The organism is Devosia sp., from assembly GCF_048261455.1.
In the GTDB taxonomy this organism is placed as follows: Bacteria; Pseudomonadota; Alphaproteobacteria; order Rhizobiales; family Devosiaceae; genus Devosia_A.
Genome location: NZ_JBLXGA010000031.1, coordinates 1 through 20,808 on the forward strand (window position 1 = coordinate 1; position 20,808 = coordinate 20,808).

The window sequence follows — 20,808 nt, forward strand, 5'->3', positions numbered from 1 at the left end:
GGGCTTTGCGGACGTCTCGATGGACGGACGCGGCGAGCTGGCCTGCAGCGGCGCGCGGGCCGGATTGGCCTTCATCGGCTCCAGGGCCTGCACCATGGTTGCGTCGGTGCCGGTCGCGACGACCGAGACGCGGATCGTGCCATTCATGTCGGGATCGAAGGTCGCGCCCAGAATGATGTTCGCATCCGAATCGATTTCCTCGCGAATGCGGCTTGCCGCCTCATCGACTTCATACAGCGTCAGATCCGGACCACCGGTGATCGAGATCAGCAGACCGCGCGCGCCATGCATCGACACATCGTCGAGCAGCGGATTGGCGATGGCCGCCTCGGCAGCATGCCGGGCCCGATCGTCGCCGGAGGCTTCGCCCGTCCCCATCATCGCCTTGCCCATGCCGCGCATCACGGCACGCACGTCAGCGAAGTCGAGGTTGATCAGGCCTTCCTTGACCATCAGGTCGGTGATGCAGGCAACACCGGAATAGAGCACCTGATCGGCCATCTTGAACGCGTCGGAGAAGGTGGTCTTCTCGTTGGCGACGCGGAACAGGTTCTGGTTCGGGATGACGATCAGCGTATCGACATGGCGATGCAGCTCATCGATGCCATCATCGGCCAGACGCGCCCGGCGGTTGCCTTCGAAGCTGAACGGCTTGGTCACGACGCCGACGGTGAGAATGCCCTGCTCGCGCGCCGCACGGGCCACGACCGGTGCCGCACCCGTACCGGTGCCACCACCCATACCCGCGGTAATGAACACCATATGCGCGCCGCTCAGATGATCATTGAGCTCGTCGTAGCTCTCTTCGGCTGCTGCACGACCGACTTCAGGGTGCGAGCCGGCACCGAGGCCTTCTGTCACCGAGACACCGAGCTGCACGATCCGCTGCGCGCTAGAAAGCGCCAGCGCCTGCGCGTCGGTGTTGGCGACGACAAAATCTACTCCGCTCAGGCCGGACGCGATCATGTTGTTGACGGCATTGCCGCCCGCGCCGCCAACACCGAACACGGTGATGCGGGGTTTCAGTTCCTGAATATCCGGGATGGTGAGATTGATGGTCATGATGGCCCCGTCTGTGGCGTGTGAGGCTATTTTTAGTCGCCAATTCGTTAACCGGACCCTAACAATCGGGCCAATCCGGTTAACCAGTTTGCATTTTGCGACAAATCCACAGGCAAGGCTTACCAAGCGTTAAGCCTGTTGCCGACGCCTGCTCAGAGTGGCCTAAAGCCCGGAATTCCTGGAGGTTTGCGCCGTCGGCACCGGCGCCAAACCCGAAAAGCGACGCGAAAATGGGGTGGTAGAGACCGGGTCGCTGTAGTGACCAGAATGGCACAGTCGGCTTTAACCCCTTTATAGCACATGGGCTCACGGGACCGCATCTGCGAAACGAACCGTTCACCCGCACCTGCGTTCCTGCTATGTTCCAAGATCGCTCGATGGAGACTCGCGGACATGGCCAATAGATCCGGCAGCGCCGACCTGCCGCTGCACGGTGGACGGGTGCCCGCATGGCTTGCCGATCGCATGGCCAAGCTCGGCGGCGTCATCTGCCAGGCGATCATCGAGCAATACGGCCGCGACGAGCTGTTGAGTCGTCTATCGCACCCCTTCTGGTTTCAGAGTTTCGGTGCCGTCATGGGGATGGACTGGCACTCATCGGGCATCACCACCAGCGTCATCGGGGCGTTGAAGCGCGGCCTGCAGCCGCTGGAGCGCGAACTGGGCCTTTATGTCTGCGGCGGGCGCGGCCGGCACTCGCGCAAGACGCCCGACGAACTGGTCAGCATCGGCGATCGCGTCGGCTTTGACGGGGACGCGCTGGCCCGCGCCAGCCGGCTGGTCGCCAAGGTCGACAGCGCCGCCGTGCAGGACGGCTTCAATCTCTACCTGCACGGCTTCATCGTTGCCGCAGACGGCAGTTGGGTGGTGATCCAGCAGGGGATGCGCGACGCCACCAGCACGGCGCGCCGCTATCATTGGAAGTCCGACGGGTTGAGCGACTTCGTCGACGCCCCGCACGCCGCGATCGAGGGGGAGAACGCCGGAGAAATCGTCAACCTTGCCGATCACCGGGCAGGCCGCGCCCGCAGCGCCCAGGTCGACCTGCTTGCCGAACTCGGCCCCGACGGCATCGTCGACCAGCTGATCGACCTCATGCCGAAAAAGGACCTGCCGGAACCGGCGCAGATGACCCTGCCCCATCTGGTGATGCCAGCGCATCACGATATCCGCGAAAAGGATGTGATGATGCGGCGTCTGCATGGCGCGCTCGCCGCCGCCGAAACCCAGGCGCCCAAGGACTTCACTGAACTTCTGCTGGTCCCGGGCATCGGGGCGCGCACCGTCCAGTCGATCGCCCAGGTGGCCGAAGTGATTCACGGCGCGCCAAATCGCTTTGCCGATCCAGCCCGCTTCGCCATGGCGCATGGCGGCAAGGACGGAGCGCCCTTCCCTGTCCCGCTCAAGGTCTATGACGAGACGATCAACGTCCTCAGATATGCGGTGGTCAAGGCGCGCCTCGGGCAGACCGAGCAGATGGAAGCAATCCGGCGGCTGGACACCCAGTCGCGTCAGCTGGAAAAGACCGCCAAGGGCCCAGGCTTTCAGGACTATGTCGCGGAGGAGTGGCGCCGCTCACCCGAATATGGCGGCCGCACCGTTTTCGACGATGCCGCCGAACCCTTTGCGCGCGTGAAGAAGACGGCGCGATAGGACTCAGAACGCCGTCTTCAGCCAGTTGCCGACGCGGGCGAAATAGCCGTCGGTGCCGGTCAGCTTCACCGTGGCGCGCGGCTCGACATATTCCTGGCCGCAGATCTGCGGGTAGATCAGCATGCCGGCGACTGTCGCGAAACCCGGGCCCTTGGCCATCTCGGGCAAACCCGAAATCCCCATCGGCCGACCATTGCGCACATTGCGGGCGAGCACGCGGCGCGCCACTTCCGGCAGACCGGTGAGTTCGCTGCCCCCGCCGGTCAGCACGAAGCGCCGACCGCACACATCCATCATGCCCGTCGCCTGCATGCGGTCCTTGATCGCTTCGAGCACTTCCTCGATCCGCGGCCGGATGATGCGGGTGATGTGCGAGCGCGGGATCTGCCCCGGCGCCTCGTGGGCGCTGGCGCCGACCGGCGTGATCGGGATCATGTCGCGCTCATCCATCTGCCCGGGCAGCACCGAGCCATACATCGTCTTGATGCGTTCGGCGTCGGCAATGCCGACCGACAGCTGACGGGCGATGTCCAGCGTCAGGTGATGGCCGCCAATGGCGATCGCATCGGTATAGACCAGCTGTCCCTCGGCGAAGACCGACACGGTCGTCGTTGCGCCGCCGAAATCGATGCAGGCAACGCCGAGCTGCGATTCATCGTCTACCAGCGTCGCGAGACCCGAAGCATATGGCGTGGCAGTCAGACCTTCGATCTGCAGATGGCAACGGTTGAGCACCAGTTCGATATTGCGCATGGCCAGCGTTTCCGCCGAAACCACCGACACGTCCACCGACAGCTTCTCGCCGACCATGCCACGCGGATCGCGAATGCCCTTCTGGCCGTCGAGAGCATAGCCGATCGGCAGCGCGTGAATGATCGAGCGTTCCGGACGTACCGAGCGTTCGTTGACCGAGCGCAGCACGCGCTGGATATCGGAGCGCTCGACCTCCTGCCCCCCCAGATTGACGGTTGCCGAGAAGGTCTCGGAGCCCAACCGCCCGGCCGTGACATTGACCACCACCGACTGCACGGTCACGCCCGCCGCGCGCTCCGCCATGCCAACCACGGTGCGCACTGCCTGTTCGGCCTTGTCGATATCGGAGATCACGCCGCTCTTGACGCCGGCCGACGCGCCATAACCGAAGCCGATCACCTCGGCGACATGGGTACGGCCCTTCAACGCCTTGCCTTCGGGTCGTGGCGTCAGCCGCGCGATGACGCAGCAGATCTTGGTCGAACCGATATCGAGCACCGACACGAGGCTGGTGCGGCCGGGCTGCAAAGGCTTGAGACGCGCGGTCATGGCGTCGGTCATCATGCTGCTCATCGGGCGATTCACTCGTACTCGAAAAGGAAAGTTGAACTCAGGAGCGGGACTTGGATTTGGCCTTGCGGGCCGCTTCGATGGCTTCGGCTGCGGTTTCACCCGGCTTGAGGGTCACCAGACCGTCGACCCGCAGGTCGATCTCGGTGACGTCACGATCAAGCAGCGCGTAGTCACCCTGATACATTTCGAGCCGGTCCAGCGCCTGCGCCACGCCGTGCTCGGGCAGTTGCACGCGCAACCCGTTTCGATACAGCAGATCCCAGCGCCGATCACCGATACGGCTGAGGGCCGCCAGCCCTTCCTGCAGCATCGGATGCCGTTCAAGGATGCGAACCATGGCCACTGCATCGTCATTGGCGCCCTCGCCGATGACCAGCGGCAGCTCGGTGAAAGCCGCGATATCGGTGCCGATGCGCGTACCCTTCTCGTCGACCAGCCAGGTCGTGTCGCCAATACGCCAGCGCAGCAGCGGCGTCTTTTCGACAATCTCCACGACGATTCTGTTGGGATAGATTTTACGCACGGTGGCCGATTTGACGGCAGCGAGCCAGGTCAGCCGCGCCTGCGCCTGCTGTGCATCGAAGGTAAGGGTCGAATCCCCTGCTCCGACGGTCAGCAGAGAAATGATGTCGGCGTCATTAGTAAGCCGCTGTCCGGTGATTTCGATGCCGGTGACGCCGAAGCCGGCCTGGGCGAACTCGCCCTGCACCATCTTGATGGCTGTCGCGCCCGCCGAAGCAAGCACGTCGCGTGTCTGATAAAGCCCGACCAGTGTTGCGAGCGCCGCAACGACCAGCAAAATCCGGATGATCAGCTGGCGATGCAGCACCCAAACATGGTTGGCGGCGACCAGCGCATTGCGGCTGCGCCGGGCCAGTGGCGCCGGCAGATTGCGGGGATGGACAAGCTGGGCATTGGCGAAAAACTGCTTTTCCCCTACCTGTTGCAACTCGCATCCTCCACCATCCAGGCGACCAGATCCTCGAACGAATGGCCAGCATGTTGGGCCTGTTCGGGAACCAGCGACGTTTCGGTCATGCCTGGCTGGGTGTTGAGTTCGAGACAGACGAGTTCCCCGTCTTTCCCGGCCTGATCGTTGAAGCGGAAATCTGTCCGCGTCACGCCTCGGCATCCGAGCGCAGCATGAGCCTTGAGAGCCATATTCTGCACTTTGTCGTAAATTTTCGGTTCAAGTTGTGCCGGAATGATGTGGCTTGAGCCGCCTTTGGCGTATTTTGCTTCAAAATTGTAGAACCCGAGGTCGGTAATCATCTCGGTGACACCCAGTGCGACGTCGCCCATCACCGAGCAGGTAAGGTCGCGACCGCCGATGAACCGCTCCACCATCACCTCTTCGCCGGCGTTCCAGTCCTCGCGCAGGATTTCCTGCGGCGGATGGCTCTGGTCGGCCTTGACGATAAACACGCCGACGCTCGATCCGTCCGACACCGGCTTGATCACATAGGGCGGCTCCATCACGTGAGCCCGCGCCACTTCCGCACGGTCGACGACGGTATGATCGGTGACGGGGATACCCGCTGCCCGGAACATGATCTTGGCCTGGTGCTTGTTCATCGCCAACGACGAGGCGAGGACACCCGAATGCGTGTACGGAATGCGCAGGAACTCGAGGACGCCCTGTATCGTGCCGTCCTCGCCGTAGGGCCCGTGCAGTGCATTGAACACCACATCGGGCGCGATCTCGCGTAGGCGTTCGGCGACATCGAAGCCGACATCGACTTCGGTGACCCGATAGCCCGCATTGCGCAGCGCCACACCGCAGGCCTTGCCCGAAGCCAGCGACACTGAACGCTCGTTCGAAAGCCCACCCTGAAGCAGCGCGACATGTTTGGTCATGAGTTGGTCCTGCCGATCAGTTCGAGGGGGCAACCGACGCCGTCCGGACCGCGCCCTTCGACGGGCAGTCGATCGGATGGTGGCGAGGTGGAGATTGTGTCGAAACCGCTACACGGCGCCGTCGCATTCGGGACGGCGATGCCGCGGCGAAAGCACATCACACCGCTCCGGTGAAGGGCGCGCGGTCCATGAATTCGCGGACTTCCTTGCCGGGAGCGAAATGGCCCATGCGGCGGATTTCCCAGTTGAGCTCTATACCCTGGCTGTCGCGCACCTTCTGGCGCACCATCTCACCGAGTGTTTCGACCTCGAAGGCTGTGGCCTCGCCCAGGTTGAGCAGGAAATTCGCGTGCAATTCGCTCATCTGCGCGTCGCCGAACTTGAGGCCCCTGCCCCCGGCGGCATCGACGAGCTTCCAGCTCGAGTGCCCTTCAGGATTCTTGAAGGTCGACCCGCCGGTCTTGGATTTGGTCGGCTGCGAACTTTCGCGCTTTTCGGTGATCTCCCGCATGCGGGAGAGGATGTCGTCGCGATCGCCGGGCGTGCCCTGATAAACGGCCGAGGTGAACACCGCGCCGCGCGGGCCGTTCGACTTGCGATAGCGGTAGGCCATATCCGCGTTGGTCAGTGTCTGGACCTCGCCAGACCGCAGCACAGCGGTGAGCTCGACCATCCGGTCGCGCGTTTCGGTGCCGTAACATCCGGCATTCATATAGAGCGCGCCGCCGATACCGCCGGGAATACCGCGGTAAAAGGTCAACCCGTCGATACCGGCTTCCGCCGCCGCCGTCGCGACCTTGACGTCCGGCAGTGCCGTGCCGACGCGAATGCGATGGTCATCCAGCACTTCGATCTTGCCGAAGCCCCTGGCGGAGAGCCGTATCACCACGCCATCCAGTCCGCCATCGCGGATCAGCAGGTTCGAGCCGAGACCGATCACCGTGACGCGGATATCCTCGGGTAGATGCGCCAGGAAATAGCTCAGATCGGCTTCATCTGCCGGCTGAAAGAAAAGCTGTGCAGGCCCGCCGACGCGGAACCAGGTGATCTCGCTCAGCATCTGATTGGGGATCAGACGGCCGCGCACTTCGGAAATCCAGGGCTCGAACCCCGGCAGCAGATCGGGCCACATCACGCCGCCTCCGGTTCCTGACCGAGGAGCACGCCGAGTTCGGTCGGCAATGTCGCCGCCCACTGGGTGATATTGCCGGCGCCCAGGCACACGACATAATCGCCGTCGGCAGCGCGGCTGGCGATCAGCGGCGCCAGAGCTTCTGGCCGATCGATAACCCGTGCATCGCGATGCCCGCGCGCCCGGATACGCGCAACCAGTTCCTCATGCGTCACGCCCTCGATCGGCTGCTCGCCTGCGGCATAGATCGGCGCAACGATCACCGTATCGGCGTCGTTGAAGCAGGTGGCGAAATCATTGAACAGGTCCTGCACCCGGCTGTAGCGGTGCGGCTGTACCACGGCGATGACATCGCGCCGCGTCGACTGGCGTGCGGCCCGCAGCGCAGCGGTAATTTCCACCGGATGATGACCATAGTCGTCGATCACGGTGATGCCACTGACCCGGCCGGTCCGCGTGAAGCGGCGGCGCACCCCGGTAAAGTTCTTCAGCCCCTTGCGGATCGCCTCGGCCGGCACCTTGAGCTGGTCGGCAACGGCAATCGCCGCGGTGGCATTGAGCACATTGTGTTCCCCGGGCATCGGCATTTCGAGGCCCTCTATCCTGAGATGCGTCATGCGGATGCGGTCGCGGATCTCGACGGCGAAGCGGCTGATGCCGTCGGTAATCTCGAGATCGACCAGCCGCACATCGGCCTGCGGGTTGCGGCCATAGGTGATGACCCGGCGATCGCGGATCTGGCCGACCAGTGACTGCACTTCGGGATGATCGAGGCACATCACCGCAAAACCGTAGAACGGCACGTTCTCGACAAAGGTCAGGAAGGCCTGCTTGACGTGCTCGAAGTCGTGATAATGGTCGAGATGCTCGGGATCGACATTGGTAACCACCGCCACGTCGGCCGGCAGCTTGACGAATGTCCCGTCGGACTCGTCGGCCTCGACCACCATCCAATCGCCGTCGCCCAGCCGCGCATTGGTGCCATAGGCATTGATGATGCCGCCATTGATGACGGTGGGGTCCATGCTGGCCGCATCGAGCAGCGTCGCCACAAGCGTCGTCGTCGTCGTCTTGCCATGCGTGCCACCGATCGCGATGGCGTTCTTGAAACGCATGATCTCGGCCAGCATCTCGGCCCGGCGCACGATCGGCAGACCACGGGCCCGCGCCGCGGCGAGCTCCGGGTTGTTTTTCTTGATCGCCGACGAGATCACCACAACGGCTGCATCGCGCAGATTGTCGGCATGTTGACCGATGGCGACCTCGATCCCCATCTTGATCAGCCTCTGCACATTGGGGTTTTCGGCGCTGTCGGACCCGCGCACCTTGTAACCCTGATCGTGCAGGATTTCGGCGATACCACTCATGCCGATGCCGCCGATACCGACGAAATGCACCGGACCGATATTGCGCGGCATCTTCATGCAGATATTTCCTTCTGGGCGAGCCGCTCGACGTGATCGGCGAGCTTGGAGACGGCGTCCGGCTGACCCTGCGAGCGTGCCGCGGCGGCAGCCGCCGCAAGGCCCTCGGGGTCACCGAAAAGTGAGGTCAAGCGAGTGCCAAGCGATTGGGGCGTAAGCGTGGCCTGATCGGCGATCCAGCCACCCCCTGCCCGCTGCAGCACCAGCGCATTGTTCTTCTGGTCGGCGTCGAGCGCGCCCGGCAAAGGCACGAGAATGGCGGGGCGGCCGAGCGCGGCGAGTTCGGCGACCGTGGACGCACCGGATCGCGAGATAACGAGATGTGCTTCCGCCATGCGTTTGGGCAGGTCGTCGAAGAATGATGCCAGTTCGACGTTCACCTTGGCCTTGCGATAGACCTCGGCAACACGGTCGAGATCCTCCGGCCGGCATTGCTGGGTGATCCGCAGCCGCGCCCTCAGCGTGGCGGGAATGTCGGAAACCGCCGATGGCACAAGTTCGCCGAAAACCCGCGCGCCCTGGCTGCCGCCAAAAACCAGCAGATTGATCGTGCCAGTCGCAGGGTCGAGCGGCGGGTAGGCTGTATCGGAGACCTCGCGCACCCGGTCACGCACCGGATTGCCGACCAGCACGCACTTTTCGGCGAAATCCTCGGTCTTGGCTGTCGGCTCAAAACTCAGCGCGATCAGCTTGGCCATCCGCGCCAGCGCGCGGTTGGCCCGCCCCATCACCGCGTTCTGTTCGTGCAGGATGCCGGGAATGCCGAGCACGCTCGCCGCAACAAAGGGCGGGAACACCGGATAGCCACCAAATCCGACGACAACGGCGGGGCGGATCCGCCGCAGCATGCCCCATGCCACGGCAATACCGCCGCTTAAACGCATGCCTGCGGTGACGAACTTGATCGGGTTGCGCACCGACGGCGTCGCCGAGGGGACCACATGGGTGGCCGACGCCGGAAACCCGTCGCCATAGCTGGCCACGCGGTGGTCGGTCATCAGCTGGATGTCATGGCCGCGTCGGCGCAGCTCCTGTGCCAGCGCCATGGCTGGAAACAGGTGCCCGCCGGTTCCACCAGCCATGAGCACGATGGTGCTCATGATGTGCGCCTTTGCGTGATTCGGGTCATTCCGCGGGGGATAGCATCGGTGTGCGGTAGGCGGGAAGCCCGGTCGCGATCCGCTCTTCGGGCTTCTTGCGCGTCAGCGCCAGCATCAGGCCCATGCCGAAGGCCACCGCGAGCATCGACGTGCCGCCATAGGAAACGAACGGCAGCGTCATGCCCTTGGGTGGAATGAGGTTGAGGTTCACCGCTAGGTTGATGGCACACTGCATGCCGAACTGGATGGCCAGCGTCGAAGCGGCCAGCCGCGCAAACAGACTCGATTGCTGCTGCGCACCGATCAGTGCCCGCACGACGATATAGCCGATCAGCGCCACGAGGCAGAGGCAGAACAGGATACCGAACTCGCCTGCGGCGGCAGAGAACACATAGTCGGCATGCGCATCGGGGATGACCTTCTTGGCCAGCGACTCTCCCGGACCACGCCCGAACCAGCCGCCTTCACGCAGCGAGGCCAGCGCCTTTTCCACCTGATAGGTATTGCCGTCCTCGGAATTGATGAAGCCGTCGATACGCTTGGCGAAATGCGGAAAGAACATGTAGGCGCCGAACATCAGCCCGATCGCGCCCACCCCGAGACCGGCAATCACGATCCAGGAAATGCCGGAGAGGAACAGCAGCGCGCCCCAGGTGGCGAGCACCAGCGCCGTCTGCCCGATATCGGGCTGCAGCAGCAGCGCGCCGACGATCAGGAACATGATGCCGGTCGCCATCAACCGGCCGGGCACATTCTTGAGCTTCATCGACTCGGCGAACAGCCACGCCCCGATCACCGCATAGGCCGGCTTCACGAATTCGGATGGCTGTACCGTCTGCCCGAGAAATGAAATCCAGCGCCGCGCGCCCTTTACCTCGGTGCCGAAGCGCAACGTCGCCCAAAGCAACACGACGCTGCCGACCAGGACCGCCAGCGCCGCAAATCGCGCGGGACGATGCGGCAGGAAGGAGGTTGCGATCAGCACCGGCAGAGCCAGTGAGGCGAACATCGCCTGACGGATGATGAAGTGCCACTCGTTGAGCCCGAGCCGCTCGGCCACCGGCGGACTGGCCGCAAAGCTCAGCAGCACGCCCACCATCAGCAGCAGAATCAGCGCCATCAGAAGCGATTTGTCTATCGTCCACCACCATTCGGCGATGGGGGTCTTACGCTCGCGTGCGAACATACTCAGCGCCGTCCATGCCCGACGGCCTCCCACACTACTCAAGCCGGGAGACTAGCGCCGCGATGGTTACCAAGATCGCAACGGCTGTGGCATTTTGCGACGAATAGGCCAATGGGCGCAGGAACCGAAGTCCCCGCCCCCGTTGGTAGCGATTGGCTTACCGCATGACCGCAATATCGGTGATCATGCCGTCAACGCCCTCGATGGGGCCCCAGGCCTCTGCGGCGCCGGTCTCGAGGCTCACCGTGTGCAGCACATTGTCGACGACGAGGAAGGCCGTATTGCTCATGTCGTCGGCAGCCAGGATATCGAAGGCATAGCTGGACCCGCCGTCGACCCCGAGCTTGCCGATCGCAGCCAGCGTGCCGTCATTTGGCGAGATCTGCTGGATCAGCGCAACGATGGTTGTGTCGATATCGTACATCGCCGTTTTCTCGGGCGTGCCGATGGAATTGGTGTAGGCCGCAGCAGCGATTGCCGGCGCCTCGCCGGCATGCATGTCGGCACTTTCATAGGCCAGCGAACCGTCGACGGTGACCGTGCCATCATCGACATTGACCCGATGATTGGTACCATCGGTTCCCATCAGGCGCAGCTTGTCGGCGACCGGGTTGAAATCGACGATGGCGCCCTCGTAGCTGGCGAGCTTCTCGCTCAGCTCGGTCTGGACCGTGGCGGCGCCGGTGGCAGCATCGATTGTGACGACACGGCCATCAAGCGTCACGCCATACAGCATCTCATTGGACGGACGAACGTCGATACCGGCCAGGCTGTCGACGCCGGTGACCTCGACGGTTTCGGACACAGTGCGGCTCTCGGTATCGAACATCACCAGCGTGCTGCCGCCGACGAGGCCGATGGCAGGTGCTGCCTGGACGGCAGAGATTGCCAGACCGGGGGTTGCAACAACCAGTGCGGCACGAAGGACAGTTCGGGAAATGGCAGACATTTGACGTCTCCTTGTTGCGGCGCCACAGCGGCGCGTTGACAGAGGGGTTACCCGCGAGCGGAAGCGTCTGGATGCAGCACATCAAAATTTTTCTTTGGCGCGCATCCAGACCTGTGGCGTCGCGGGTAATCGACATGCAGAGGATTTCCCGACAAGAGTTGGTGCATGAGCACGCCGCAATCACCTGAAGACATGATTTTTGCCGTAGCGCGTGGTGACCGCACCGCGTTGGGAAGGCTGTTCGAGACCGAATCCGGCCGCCTGCTGGCGATCGCCAATCGTCTCCTGCGGCGGCGGGAGCTCGCTGAAGAGGTTGTCCAGGAGGTTTTCCTGACCGTCTGGCGAAGTGCCTCGACCTTCAGCCCGGACAAAGGCTCGGCGCGGGGCTGGATGACGGTCATGGTGCGCAACCGGGCGCTCAATCTTTTGCGGGACGGCGCGCGCATGGATTACGAGGATGGCGAAACGCTGGCTGATCTCGGCGATCGGCAAAGCGACGCTCATGCAGCTTTCGAAGCCCTGTCCGCGCGCGATGCGTTACGTCATTGCCTCAGCGCACTCGACGCGTCAAAGCGCGAGGCCATTCTGCTCTGCTACGTCACCGGGCTCAACCACGGCGAAGCTGCAGCGACGATGCAGGTGCCCCTCGGCACCGTGAAAGCCTGGGTCCGACGCGGCGTCAGCGCCCTGCAGGAGTGCCTGAAATGACCCACGACGATCTCGAACGCTGCGGCGAATATGTGCTCGGCTTGCTGGACGGGCACGACCGACAGGCCTTCGAGGCTCGCCTCGCAGCCGAACCGGACCTCGCGGCAGCCGTGGCACGGCTCGAACGGCAAATGCACGCCCTCGATGACACGGCAGGCGCCGCGCCCGTCGATCCGGCGCTCTGGGCGAAGATCGATGCGCAACTCGACAGCGCCCCGGCGGATTCCTCAACGCCGGCATTTCCTTCAGCGTCATCACAGCCGCCGCCAGCGGACAACGACAATGCCTGGCTACGCCGGACCGCGATGGCCGCAAGCGTGGTCGTCGCGCTGGGCTTGGGCTTTGCGGCAGGCAATCTTGTCGACACCCAGCCGCAACCACTGGTGATCGCGGTGCTGCTCAACGAAAGCGATGCGCAGCCTGGCGCCATCATCGAAGCCTTTGCGGACGACACCGTGCGGCTGGTGCCACTCGACACTTTCGTACCGCCGCAGAATGGCGTCTATCAGCTCTGGACCCTGCCCGACCAACAGACAGGTCCGGTGTCGCTCGGCACGCTTGATGACACTGGAACGATGCGCATTTCGGGCCCTGACCTGCCGCGACCGGAGGTCGGGCAGCTCTACGAGATCACCCTCGAACCGCCCGGCGGGTCGCCGACCGGAAAGCCGACGGGCCCGATCCTCGTAAAGGGTTTTGCCAAGTCGCCAGTTTAGGCAGATTTCGCGAAGGCCGTCCTCAGCGCAGCTTGAGCGAGCTCAACCCGACCAGCGCCAGTACCAGCGATATAATCCAGAACCGGATCACCACTTGGCTTTCCGTCCAGCCCATCATCTCGAAGTGATGATGGATCGGCGCCATCTTGAACACACGCTTGCCGGTGAGCTTGAACGATACGACCTGCACGATCACCGAAACCGCTTCGAGCACGAACAGCCCGCCAATGATGGCAAGAACGATCTCGTGCTTGATCGCGACGGCAATGGTGCCCAGTGCACCGCCCAGTGCCAGCGAGCCGGTATCGCCCATGAAGATCTGCGCCGGCGGCGCATTGAACCACAGGAAGCCCAGCCCCGCCCCGATCAGCGCGCCGCAGATCACCGACAGCTCGGCCGTGCCCGGCACGGGATTGATCAGCAGATAGTCGGCGAAGTTCGGCGTTCCCACCAGATAGGCGATGAGCCCGAACGAACCCGCGGCAACCATCACCGGGACGATCGCCAGGCCATCAAGTCCGTCGGTCAGGTTCACCGAATTGCCGGCCGCGACGACCACAAAGGCGCCGAACAGCACGAAGAACCAGCCGAGGTTGAGCGCCAGCCCTTTGACGAAGGGAAACAGCAGGGAGTTGGAAATCGAGGGGTCGGTCAGCACCGAGATGCAATAACAGGCAATGAGCCCGATAAAGGCCTCCAGCAGCAGCCGCTGACGCCCTGAAAACCCGCTGTGCGAGGCGCGCTTGACCTTGAGGTAATCGTCGTAAAATCCGATGCCACCAAAAGAAATGGTGACGAACAGCACCACCCATACGTAGCCGTTGGACAGGTCGGCCCACAGCAGAGTCGAACTGACTGCGCCGGCGAGGATCATCAGCCCGCCCATGGTGGGCGTGCCCTTCTTGGTCAGCAAATGTCCTGCCGGACCATCTTCGCGGATCGGCTGACCATGACCCTGTCGGATCCGGAGCCCGGAAATGATCGCGGGGCCGAACATGAAGACGAAAAACAGCGCCGTGACCACCGCGCCGGCGGTCCGAAACGTGATGTAGCGGAACACGTTGAATGCGGCGATGCTCTCGCCCAACTGCCCGAGGAAATACAGCATCTAACGCGTCCCACTCAACTCAGGCGCTCTCGAAGCGCTCGCGGATTTGCCCCACCAAGGATGCGAGCCGAACGCCTTTCGACCCTTTGACCATAACTGCATCGCCATAGGCAAGGTCCGCCAGCAGCGGCTCGGCGATCTCCTCGGCAAGTGCGGCATGGATCACACGCGGCGCATCTCGGTCCGCTTCGGCCTCCGCCAGCAGGACGTCCGCCAATGCCTTCATGGCATTGCCGACGAGATAAATCCGCGACGCTCCGGTGCGGCGGACGGCCCCCGCCAGGCCGGCATGCAGGGTCGGTCCCTGCGGGCCCAGTTCCAGCATATCGCCAAGCACCAGCACCTTGGCGCCCGATGGCGGTGTCACGGTCGCGTAAAGGTCCATCGCTGCCGTCATCGACGCGACGTTGGCATTATAGCTCTCGTCGACCAGCAAGAGCGGTGCCTTTTCCGGCCCGAGGCGCAACGTCAAGCCCCGGCCCTCCGGCGCGCCGAAGCCACGGAGCGCCTTGATCGGCAGTTCGGTCCCCTCGCCCGACAATTGCGCCACGGCCAGCGCCGCAACCGCATTGGCCACCATGTGATCGCCTTTCACGCCCAGCGACAGCTTCAGCGTCCGGCCCTCATGGCGCACCTCGACCTGGGTGCCGCTGGCGGAGGGCGTGTTTTTGGTGATCTGCCAGTCAGCATCGCCGTCATAGCCATAGGTGACGATGCGCCCCACCTTGGCGGCGCGGGCATGGGCGAACAGGATATGCAGCCAGTCATGGTCGCCATTGAGCACCGCCGTACCGCCAGGCTCGATCCCGAGGAATATCTCGGCCTTGGCGGCGGCGATCCCCGCGACAGAGTCGAAGAATTCGAGATGCGCCGCCGCGACCGTGGTGATGACCGCAATATGCGGGCGCACCAGCTTCACCAGTGGAGTGATCTCGCCGGCGTGGTTCATGCCGATTTCGAACACACCGAACTGGGCGTCGCGTGGCAGGCGCGCAAGCATCAGCGGCACGCCCCAGTGGTTGTTGAAACTCTTGATCGAGGCGTGGGTCGGGCCGGCCGCTTCCAGCACCGTGCGCAACGCTTCCTTGGTCGTTGTCTTTCCGGCGCTGCCGGTCACCGCAATGATCTGGCCGCGGTTGCGCAGCCTGGCGGCAACGGCAAGATGTTCGAGCGCCACCATCGGGTCGGGGACGACGATCAACTGCTCACCACCGTTCGCCGCGAACCAGGCCTCGGACACCAGCGCCGCGGAGGCCCCGGCCTCCAGCGCCTTGCCGACGAACTGATGCCCGTCATGGGTGTCGCCCTTGATCGCCACGAACAGCGCTTCGGGCGCGATCTCACGAGAGTCGATCGACACACTGCCGAGTGGGCCATCCGATATGCCCTCAGGCCGACCGCCGGTGGCTTTGACGACTTCGGCGACGGTCCACAGCGGTCTCATCAGCGCTTACATTCCCTTGAGCGTCTCCAGCACGACTTCGTGGTCGGAGAAATGGTGCTTCGTTGTGCCGATGATCTGATAGTCCTCATGGCCCTTGCCCGCAATCAGCAGCACGTCACCAGGTTCAAGTTCTCCAATGGCCGCTTCGATCGCCTGACGCCGATCGCCGATCTCGCGCGCCGAGGGCACGCCCGCCAGCACCTCAGCGCGGATCGCCGCCGCATCTTCGGTCCGCGGATTGTCGTCGGTCACGATCACGGCGTCCGCAAGGCGTTCGGCGATCTCCCCCATGATCGGGCGCTTGCCGGTATCCCTGTCGCCGCCGCAGCCGAAGACCAGGCTGAGTTCGTTCGTTGCATAGGGGCGCAGCGCCTCAAGCGCCGTTTCGAGCGCCACCGGCTTGTGCGAATAATCGACGAAAATCGCCGCGCCGTTGTGTTCGGCCACCTTCTCTAGCCGCCCGCGGGCGCCCTTGAGGCCCGATAGCGCCGCCAGCGCCTGCTGTGGCGGCGCTCCCGACTGAACCGCGAGCGCCAGCGCGACGACGGCATTGGAGACCTGGAAGGCTCCGGTCAACGGCAGGAAGAAGTCCGCCGGCTCGCCGACCATGCGCCCGGTTACCCGCTGGCCGTAGCCCTCGTTGCGGACCTCGGAGACCTCGTAGAACGCCCCCTCCTCGCCCACTGTCAGCAGCGTCGCGCCGCGGTCGAGCGCCGCAAACAGGAACGGCAGATGCTCGGGGTCGTCGCAATTGATGACTGCTGCACCCCCGTCATCCAACAGGACCTTGAACAGCCGCAGCTTGGCCTCACGATAGTCTTCCATCGTCTCGTGATAATCGAGATGATCGCGGCTGAGATTGGTGAAAGCTGCCACGGCAAAGCGAAGCCCGTCGACGCGGCGCTGATCCAGCCCCTGGCTCGACGCTTCCAGCGCCACATGATCGATGCCATCGGCCTTGAGCGCCGCAAGATCGCGATGCAGTGCCAGCGCGTCGGACGTCGTCAGCTCGCGCGGCGTCACGCCCTCTGCGGTTTCGATCCCCACGGTACCCATGCTAGCGCCGGCGATGTCGCAGGCCTGCCAGATCTGGCGTACGAAGGACACGACCGAGGATTTGCCATTGGTGCCGGTAACAGCGATCGAAACCTCTGGCTGCGGGGCAAACTGTTTTGCGGCTGCCACCGCGTAAGCGGCCCGTACATCATCCACCACGACCACGGGAATACCCGGATCGGCTTCAGGCGTGCGATCTGTCAGCATTACGACTGCCCCCCGTTCGGCCGCCTGGGCCGCAAACTGATTGCCATGTACGCGGGTACCAGGCACCGCGAAAAACGCCTCTCCGGCCGCAACCGCGCGGCTGTCAGCGCTGACGCCCGTTACCTCCACCGCCGGAATGAAATCGGCGGGGTAGTCTTCTAAAAGTACATGCAGCGGAAATGTCACGCTGGCTCCCCTTTCGCGCTGAGGCTAGCGGAGTTCGACCGGGACCAGGTCCGCGTCGATCATTGGGCTGAAATCTGGACTGATACCGAGCATGGGTGCCACCCGCTGGACGATCCGGCCCGTCACTTCACCCGCATTCCAGCCAGCGGTATGGCCCGACTGCGCGTTTTCGTTCTGTGGTTCGTCGACCAGAATGATCATTGCGTAGCGTGGATTGTCCAGCGGGAAGGCCGAGGCGAACACCGCCAGGGTCTTTTCGGAGGAGTAGCGACCATCGACCACCTTTTCCGCCGTGCCGGTCTTGCCGCCGGCGCGATAGCCGTCGGCTTCCCTGTTCATTCGCGATCCCGAACCTTCAAGCGCATTTAGGCGCATCAGATAGCGGATGTCGCGGCTGACCTCCGGCGAGATCACCTGCTTGGCCGTGGCATTGGCCTCGGCCTCGCTACGGCGATAGAGCGTCGGCACGAGCATCTTGCCATTGTTCACGAAGCCGCCGACGGCGCGCAGCATGTGCAGCGGCGAGATGGCGAGACCATGCCCGAAGCTGGCCGTGGCCGCGACGACTTCCGACAGCTTGTCCGGGACGCGCGGGTTGCGGCTCTCGGGCAGCTCGAACGGCGCCCGCTGGTCGAACTCGAGTCGGCTCAGGAACGCGCGGAAATTGTCCTTGCCCATTGCCTGCATGATTTTGATCGTGCCGATGTTGGACGAGTATTTGTAAACTTCCGGCAGGCTCAGCACGCGGTGCTTGCCGTGGAAATCGCCGATGGTGAAGCGCCCGAAGCGCACACCGAACCGCGCATCGAAACTGTCGGTCATGCGAACCGCACCCGCATCCAGCGCGCCAGCGAAGGTGACCGTCTTGAAGGTCGAACCGAGTTCGTAAATACCGGTGGTGATGCGGTTGAAGCGCTGGTCTTTCTTGCCGTTGTACAGGTCCGTCATCGACAACGGCGCATTCGGGTCATAGTCGGGCAGCGAGGCCAGCGCGAGGATTTCGCCGGTGCGGATGTCCATCATCGCACCCGCCGCAGCGATCGCCTGATAGCGTGTCATCGCATCGGTGAGCTGATCGTACATCGCATGCTGCACCCGCAGATCGATGGACAGGCTCACCGGCTCCAGCTCGTTGCCGCGCGCCAGACCGAGCGACTGCAGCAGCGCCACGGCCTCATCGTCCATGTGCTTTTCGATGCCGGCGGTGCCCTGGTTGTCGATATTGACTGCGCCGAGCACATGCGACAGCTCCTTGCCCGAAGGATAGAAGCGCTTGCTCTCGGTGACAAAATCCAGCCCCGGAATGCCGAGCTCGAAAATTCGTTCTTCGATCGCCGGGGTCAGCTCGCGCTTCACCCACACAAAGCCCTTGTCGCCGGTCAGGCGCTTGCGCAGCCAGTCCTCGTCGAGATCTGGGAGTACGGTCCTCAGCTTGGTGACGGCCTCTTCGACATCGATGATCGCCCGCGGCTCCGCAAACAGCGATGGCACGCGGATATCGACGGCCATTTCCAGCCCGTTCCGGTCGAGGATCGGCGGCCGCGTGGCGGTGATGATGTCACGCGCCTGGCCCTCGATGCTGGATTCGGTCACTGTCGCGCCAAACTCGATCAACCGCGCGCCGATCCAGCCGAACACCACGATGAGCACCAGAATGACCCAGCGGATGCGCGCGCGGGTGAGATTGCCGCGCGACTTGCGCGCACCATCGAGAGCAATCGGCGCCGTGCCTTCGGAAATGACAGCCATCTAGTTCGCCTCGATCAACTGTTCGATGGGGTCGATACCGTCATCGAGCATCTGCAGCAGGTCATCCAGCGCCGACGTGTCGGGAGCCGGCGGGCGCATCGGCAGGTTGAAGTCGCCGAACTGGCTCTGCATGATCGGCTGCAGGTTCAGCGCCGTCTGGTGCCGCGCCACGATCGGCGCCACATGCGCAGGCTGGTTCAGATAGGCCCAGTCCGCCTTGAGCAGCGACAGCCGCCCTTCCTGCTTTTCGATCTTGCGCTCGATGCCGACCTTCTCGCTGGCGAGATCGGCCACCGAGTATTTCAGCGCGTAAACGCCGATGAGCCCGAACAGGCTCGTGCACAGCATCACGGCATTGATGGTCTTGATCATGCCCGTCCCCTCGATCGCGGAACGCCGAGTCCGGCAAATGACAGCTCGCGCGCCGGTGCCGTCCCGCGGCAGGCCGCCCGCAGCGTCGCCGAGCGGGCGCGGACATTGCGGCTGGTTTCACTCGCCCCCGCCTTGCGCGACTTGGCAACGCTGGCCCAGGGCGAGACGATTTGCTCGGCGCTCGGCAGGTGCCGCGACTGCTGCGGTGCAGATTTCTCAGGCGCGAGGAAACGTTTGACGATGCGATCTTCCAGCGAATGGAAGGTGACCACGGCGAGCCGCCCCCCTTCGCTCAACAGGCGCTCGGAGGCGAACAGCGCCTCGACCAGCTCATCGAATTCGGCATTCACCGCAATCCGCAGCGCCTGAAAGCTCCGCGTCGCGGGATGATTGTCGCCGGGCTTGCGGCCAATGGTCTTTTCGATCAGCCGCGCCAGCTCCAGCGTTGTGCCGATGGGCTGCGTGGACCGTGCCGTGACGATGCCATGCGCGATGCGGCGCGATTTCTTTTCCTCGCCAAACGCGAAAAGCAGGTCGGCCAGTTCCGCCTCGTCCAGGGTATTGACCAGATCGGCGGCGCTCGGCCCTTCGGACGACATGCGCATGTCGAGTGGCCCGTCGCGCATGAAGGAGAATCCGCGCTCCGCCTGGTCGAGCTGCATGGAGCTGACGCCGATATCGAGCACGATCCCGTCGACCGGACCATCCGACAGCTCATCGAGATTGGCGAATGTGCCGGAAACGAAGGTGAAGCGGTCAGGGAAATCGGCCTTGAGCGCCGCGACGAAAGGGGCGACCGACGGATCGCGATCGATTGCGATCACCTCCGCGCCAGCCTCAAGCAGCGCGCGCGAATAGCCGCCGGCACCAAACGTACCATCGAGAATTCGGGCAGACTCGAGCGGCGCGAGCGCATCCAGCACCTCGTCGAGCAGTACCGGCACGTGCGGCACCTGCTCCGCGCTGGCCTTCTCGTCACTCATTCGCCTTACCCCATTCCGGCCATGCCGGTACGCACACTGGTTCCCCGTCAGGGGTCCGGCGCAGTTTGCGCGAGCAGGCTTAACATTCTGTTGAGCAAGGCCCCCGCGCTGCCACCAGCGCAGGGGTAAAAATTGATGCCAGTTGGCCTGTAAGCCGGGTTCTGTAGGGCCCGCACCCGAGGGTGCGGACGCGGCGACCATTCATCTTGAGGCGCCGTTACCGGCGACTTCATGCAACCAACCCGGACGACCGGCCTCGAAATCGGCTGGCGGAGCGCGAACGCCCTGCCCCGTCGTCCCTATTTGGTCTTGCTCCCGGTGGGGTTTACCATGCCGTTCCCGTTGCCGGGCCCGCGGTGCGCTCTTACCGCACCCTTTCATCCTTACCTCGCATGCGAGGCGGTTTGCTTTCTGTGGCACTTTCCCTGGGGTCGCCCCCGGCGGCCGTTAGCCGTCACCGTATTTCGATGGAGCCCGGACTTTCCTCTCCGCATGCGCGAAGCGGTCGCCCGGCCAACTGGCGAGCGGCATCTAGTTGGCTTGCACTCAGCCCGTCAAGCGCGGACCGCGAGCCGCTTCGGCCAAGAAGA

The 20,808-nt window shown here is 63.8% G+C and carries 18 protein-coding genes and 1 other RNA gene; 3 read left to right on the forward strand and 16 right to left on the reverse strand.

All coding sequences use genetic code 11. The features are described from left to right. On the reverse strand, positions 1 to 1,062 hold a 1,062-nt coding region (gene ftsZ, locus ACN0TK_RS17995), incomplete at its 3' end, for a cell division protein FtsZ (protein WP_417310924.1). A 393-nt stretch (positions 1,063 to 1,455) separates the two neighbouring features. Here ftsZ and ACN0TK_RS18000 point away from each other — a divergent pair. Beyond that, complete coding sequence (locus tag ACN0TK_RS18000; RefSeq protein ID WP_417310925.1) at positions 1,456 to 2,715, forward strand: DUF763 domain-containing protein; 1,260 nt, start codon at positions 1,456 to 1,458, stop codon at positions 2,713 to 2,715. 3 nt (positions 2,716 to 2,718) lie between these two features. Here ACN0TK_RS18000 and ftsA read toward each other — a convergent pair whose 3' ends face one another. The 8 genes from ftsA to ACN0TK_RS18040 all read right to left on the reverse strand — a co-directional run bounded on the left by ftsA (position 2,719) and on the right by ACN0TK_RS18040 (position 11,689). Beyond that, positions 2,719 to 4,041 (reverse strand): cell division protein FtsA, encoded by a 1,323-nt coding sequence (gene ftsA / locus ACN0TK_RS18005; RefSeq protein ID WP_417310926.1) that lies wholly within the window; start codon positions 4,039 to 4,041, stop codon positions 2,719 to 2,721. Positions 4,042 to 4,078: 37 nt separating this feature from the next. Beyond that, positions 4,079 to 4,990: a cell division protein FtsQ/DivIB gene (locus tag ACN0TK_RS18010; protein WP_417310927.1), complete on the reverse strand. Its 912-nt coding sequence runs from the start codon at positions 4,988 to 4,990 to the stop codon at positions 4,079 to 4,081. Next, positions 4,978 to 5,898, reverse strand: a complete 921-nt coding sequence (locus ACN0TK_RS18015; RefSeq protein WP_417310928.1) for a D-alanine--D-alanine ligase — start codon at positions 5,896 to 5,898, stop codon at positions 4,978 to 4,980. The genes ACN0TK_RS18010 and ACN0TK_RS18015 overlap by 13 nt, the downstream gene beginning before the upstream one ends. 157 nt (positions 5,899 to 6,055) lie before the next feature. Next, positions 6,056 to 7,033 (reverse strand): UDP-N-acetylmuramate dehydrogenase, encoded by a 978-nt coding sequence (gene murB, locus ACN0TK_RS18020; RefSeq protein ID WP_417310929.1) that lies wholly within the window; start codon positions 7,031 to 7,033, stop codon positions 6,056 to 6,058. Continuing rightward, complete coding sequence (gene murC, locus ACN0TK_RS18025; RefSeq protein WP_417310930.1) at positions 7,030 to 8,454, reverse strand: UDP-N-acetylmuramate--L-alanine ligase; 1,425 nt, start codon at positions 8,452 to 8,454, stop codon at positions 7,030 to 7,032. Before murC ends, murB begins: the two co-directional genes overlap by 4 nt. Further along, on the reverse strand, positions 8,451 to 9,554 hold the full coding sequence (murG, locus tag ACN0TK_RS18030) for an undecaprenyldiphospho-muramoylpentapeptide beta-N-acetylglucosaminyltransferase (RefSeq protein ID WP_417310931.1): 1,104 nt from the start codon (positions 9,552 to 9,554) through the stop codon (positions 8,451 to 8,453). The genes murC and murG overlap by 4 nt, the downstream gene beginning before the upstream one ends. Before the next feature lie 25 nt (positions 9,555 to 9,579). After that, entirely contained in the window at positions 9,580 to 10,740 is a 1,161-nt protein-coding gene (locus tag ACN0TK_RS18035; protein WP_417310932.1) for an FtsW/RodA/SpoVE family cell cycle protein, read from the reverse strand. Between the two features lie 157 nt (positions 10,741 to 10,897). Beyond that, positions 10,898 to 11,689, reverse strand: a complete 792-nt coding sequence (locus tag ACN0TK_RS18040; RefSeq protein WP_417310933.1) for a DUF4394 domain-containing protein — start codon at positions 11,687 to 11,689, stop codon at positions 10,898 to 10,900. A 165-nt stretch (positions 11,690 to 11,854) separates the two neighbouring features. Here ACN0TK_RS18040 and ACN0TK_RS18045 point away from each other — a divergent pair, with 165 nt between their 5' ends. Both ACN0TK_RS18045 and ACN0TK_RS18050 read left to right on the forward strand, forming a co-directional pair. Then, positions 11,855 to 12,397 (forward strand): sigma-70 family RNA polymerase sigma factor, encoded by a 543-nt coding sequence (locus ACN0TK_RS18045; RefSeq protein ID WP_417310934.1) that lies wholly within the window; start codon positions 11,855 to 11,857, stop codon positions 12,395 to 12,397. Further along, positions 12,394 to 13,113, forward strand: coding sequence for an anti-sigma factor domain-containing protein (locus tag ACN0TK_RS18050; protein ID WP_417310935.1), 720 nt, complete (start codon positions 12,394 to 12,396; stop codon positions 13,111 to 13,113). Before ACN0TK_RS18045 ends, ACN0TK_RS18050 begins: the two co-directional genes overlap by 4 nt. Before the next feature lie 22 nt (positions 13,114 to 13,135). Here ACN0TK_RS18050 and mraY read toward each other — a convergent pair whose 3' ends face one another. The 7 genes from mraY to rnpB form a co-directional block, all read right to left on the reverse strand. Continuing rightward, entirely contained in the window at positions 13,136 to 14,221 is a 1,086-nt protein-coding gene (mraY, locus tag ACN0TK_RS18055; protein WP_417310936.1) for a phospho-N-acetylmuramoyl-pentapeptide-transferase, read from the reverse strand. Between the two features lie 19 nt (positions 14,222 to 14,240). Beyond that, positions 14,241 to 15,665 (reverse strand): UDP-N-acetylmuramoyl-tripeptide--D-alanyl-D-alanine ligase, encoded by a 1,425-nt coding sequence (locus ACN0TK_RS18060; RefSeq protein ID WP_417310938.1) that lies wholly within the window; start codon positions 15,663 to 15,665, stop codon positions 14,241 to 14,243. A gap of 6 nt (positions 15,666 to 15,671) precedes the next feature. Next, positions 15,672 to 17,114 (reverse strand): UDP-N-acetylmuramoyl-L-alanyl-D-glutamate--2,6-diaminopimelate ligase, encoded by a 1,443-nt coding sequence (locus ACN0TK_RS18065; RefSeq protein ID WP_417310939.1) that lies wholly within the window; start codon positions 17,112 to 17,114, stop codon positions 15,672 to 15,674. A 24-nt stretch (positions 17,115 to 17,138) separates the two neighbouring features. Beyond that, positions 17,139 to 18,863, reverse strand: a complete 1,725-nt coding sequence (locus ACN0TK_RS18070; RefSeq protein WP_417310940.1) for a peptidoglycan D,D-transpeptidase FtsI family protein — start codon at positions 18,861 to 18,863, stop codon at positions 17,139 to 17,141. After that, positions 18,864 to 19,235 carry a cell division protein FtsL gene (ftsL, locus tag ACN0TK_RS18075; RefSeq protein WP_417310941.1) on the reverse strand — a complete coding sequence of 124 codons (372 nt, stop codon included), beginning with the start codon at positions 19,233 to 19,235 and terminating at the stop codon, positions 18,864 to 18,866. After that, a complete protein-coding gene (gene rsmH / locus ACN0TK_RS18080; RefSeq protein ID WP_417310942.1) occupies positions 19,232 to 20,218 on the reverse strand; it encodes a 16S rRNA (cytosine(1402)-N(4))-methyltransferase RsmH in 987 nt (328 codons plus the stop codon). The genes ftsL and rsmH overlap by 4 nt, the downstream gene beginning before the upstream one ends. Before the next feature lie 134 nt (positions 20,219 to 20,352). Next, an RNA gene (gene rnpB, locus ACN0TK_RS18085) (RNase P RNA component class A) lies at positions 20,353 to 20,739 on the reverse strand. Positions 20,740 to 20,808 lie beyond the last annotated feature (69 nt).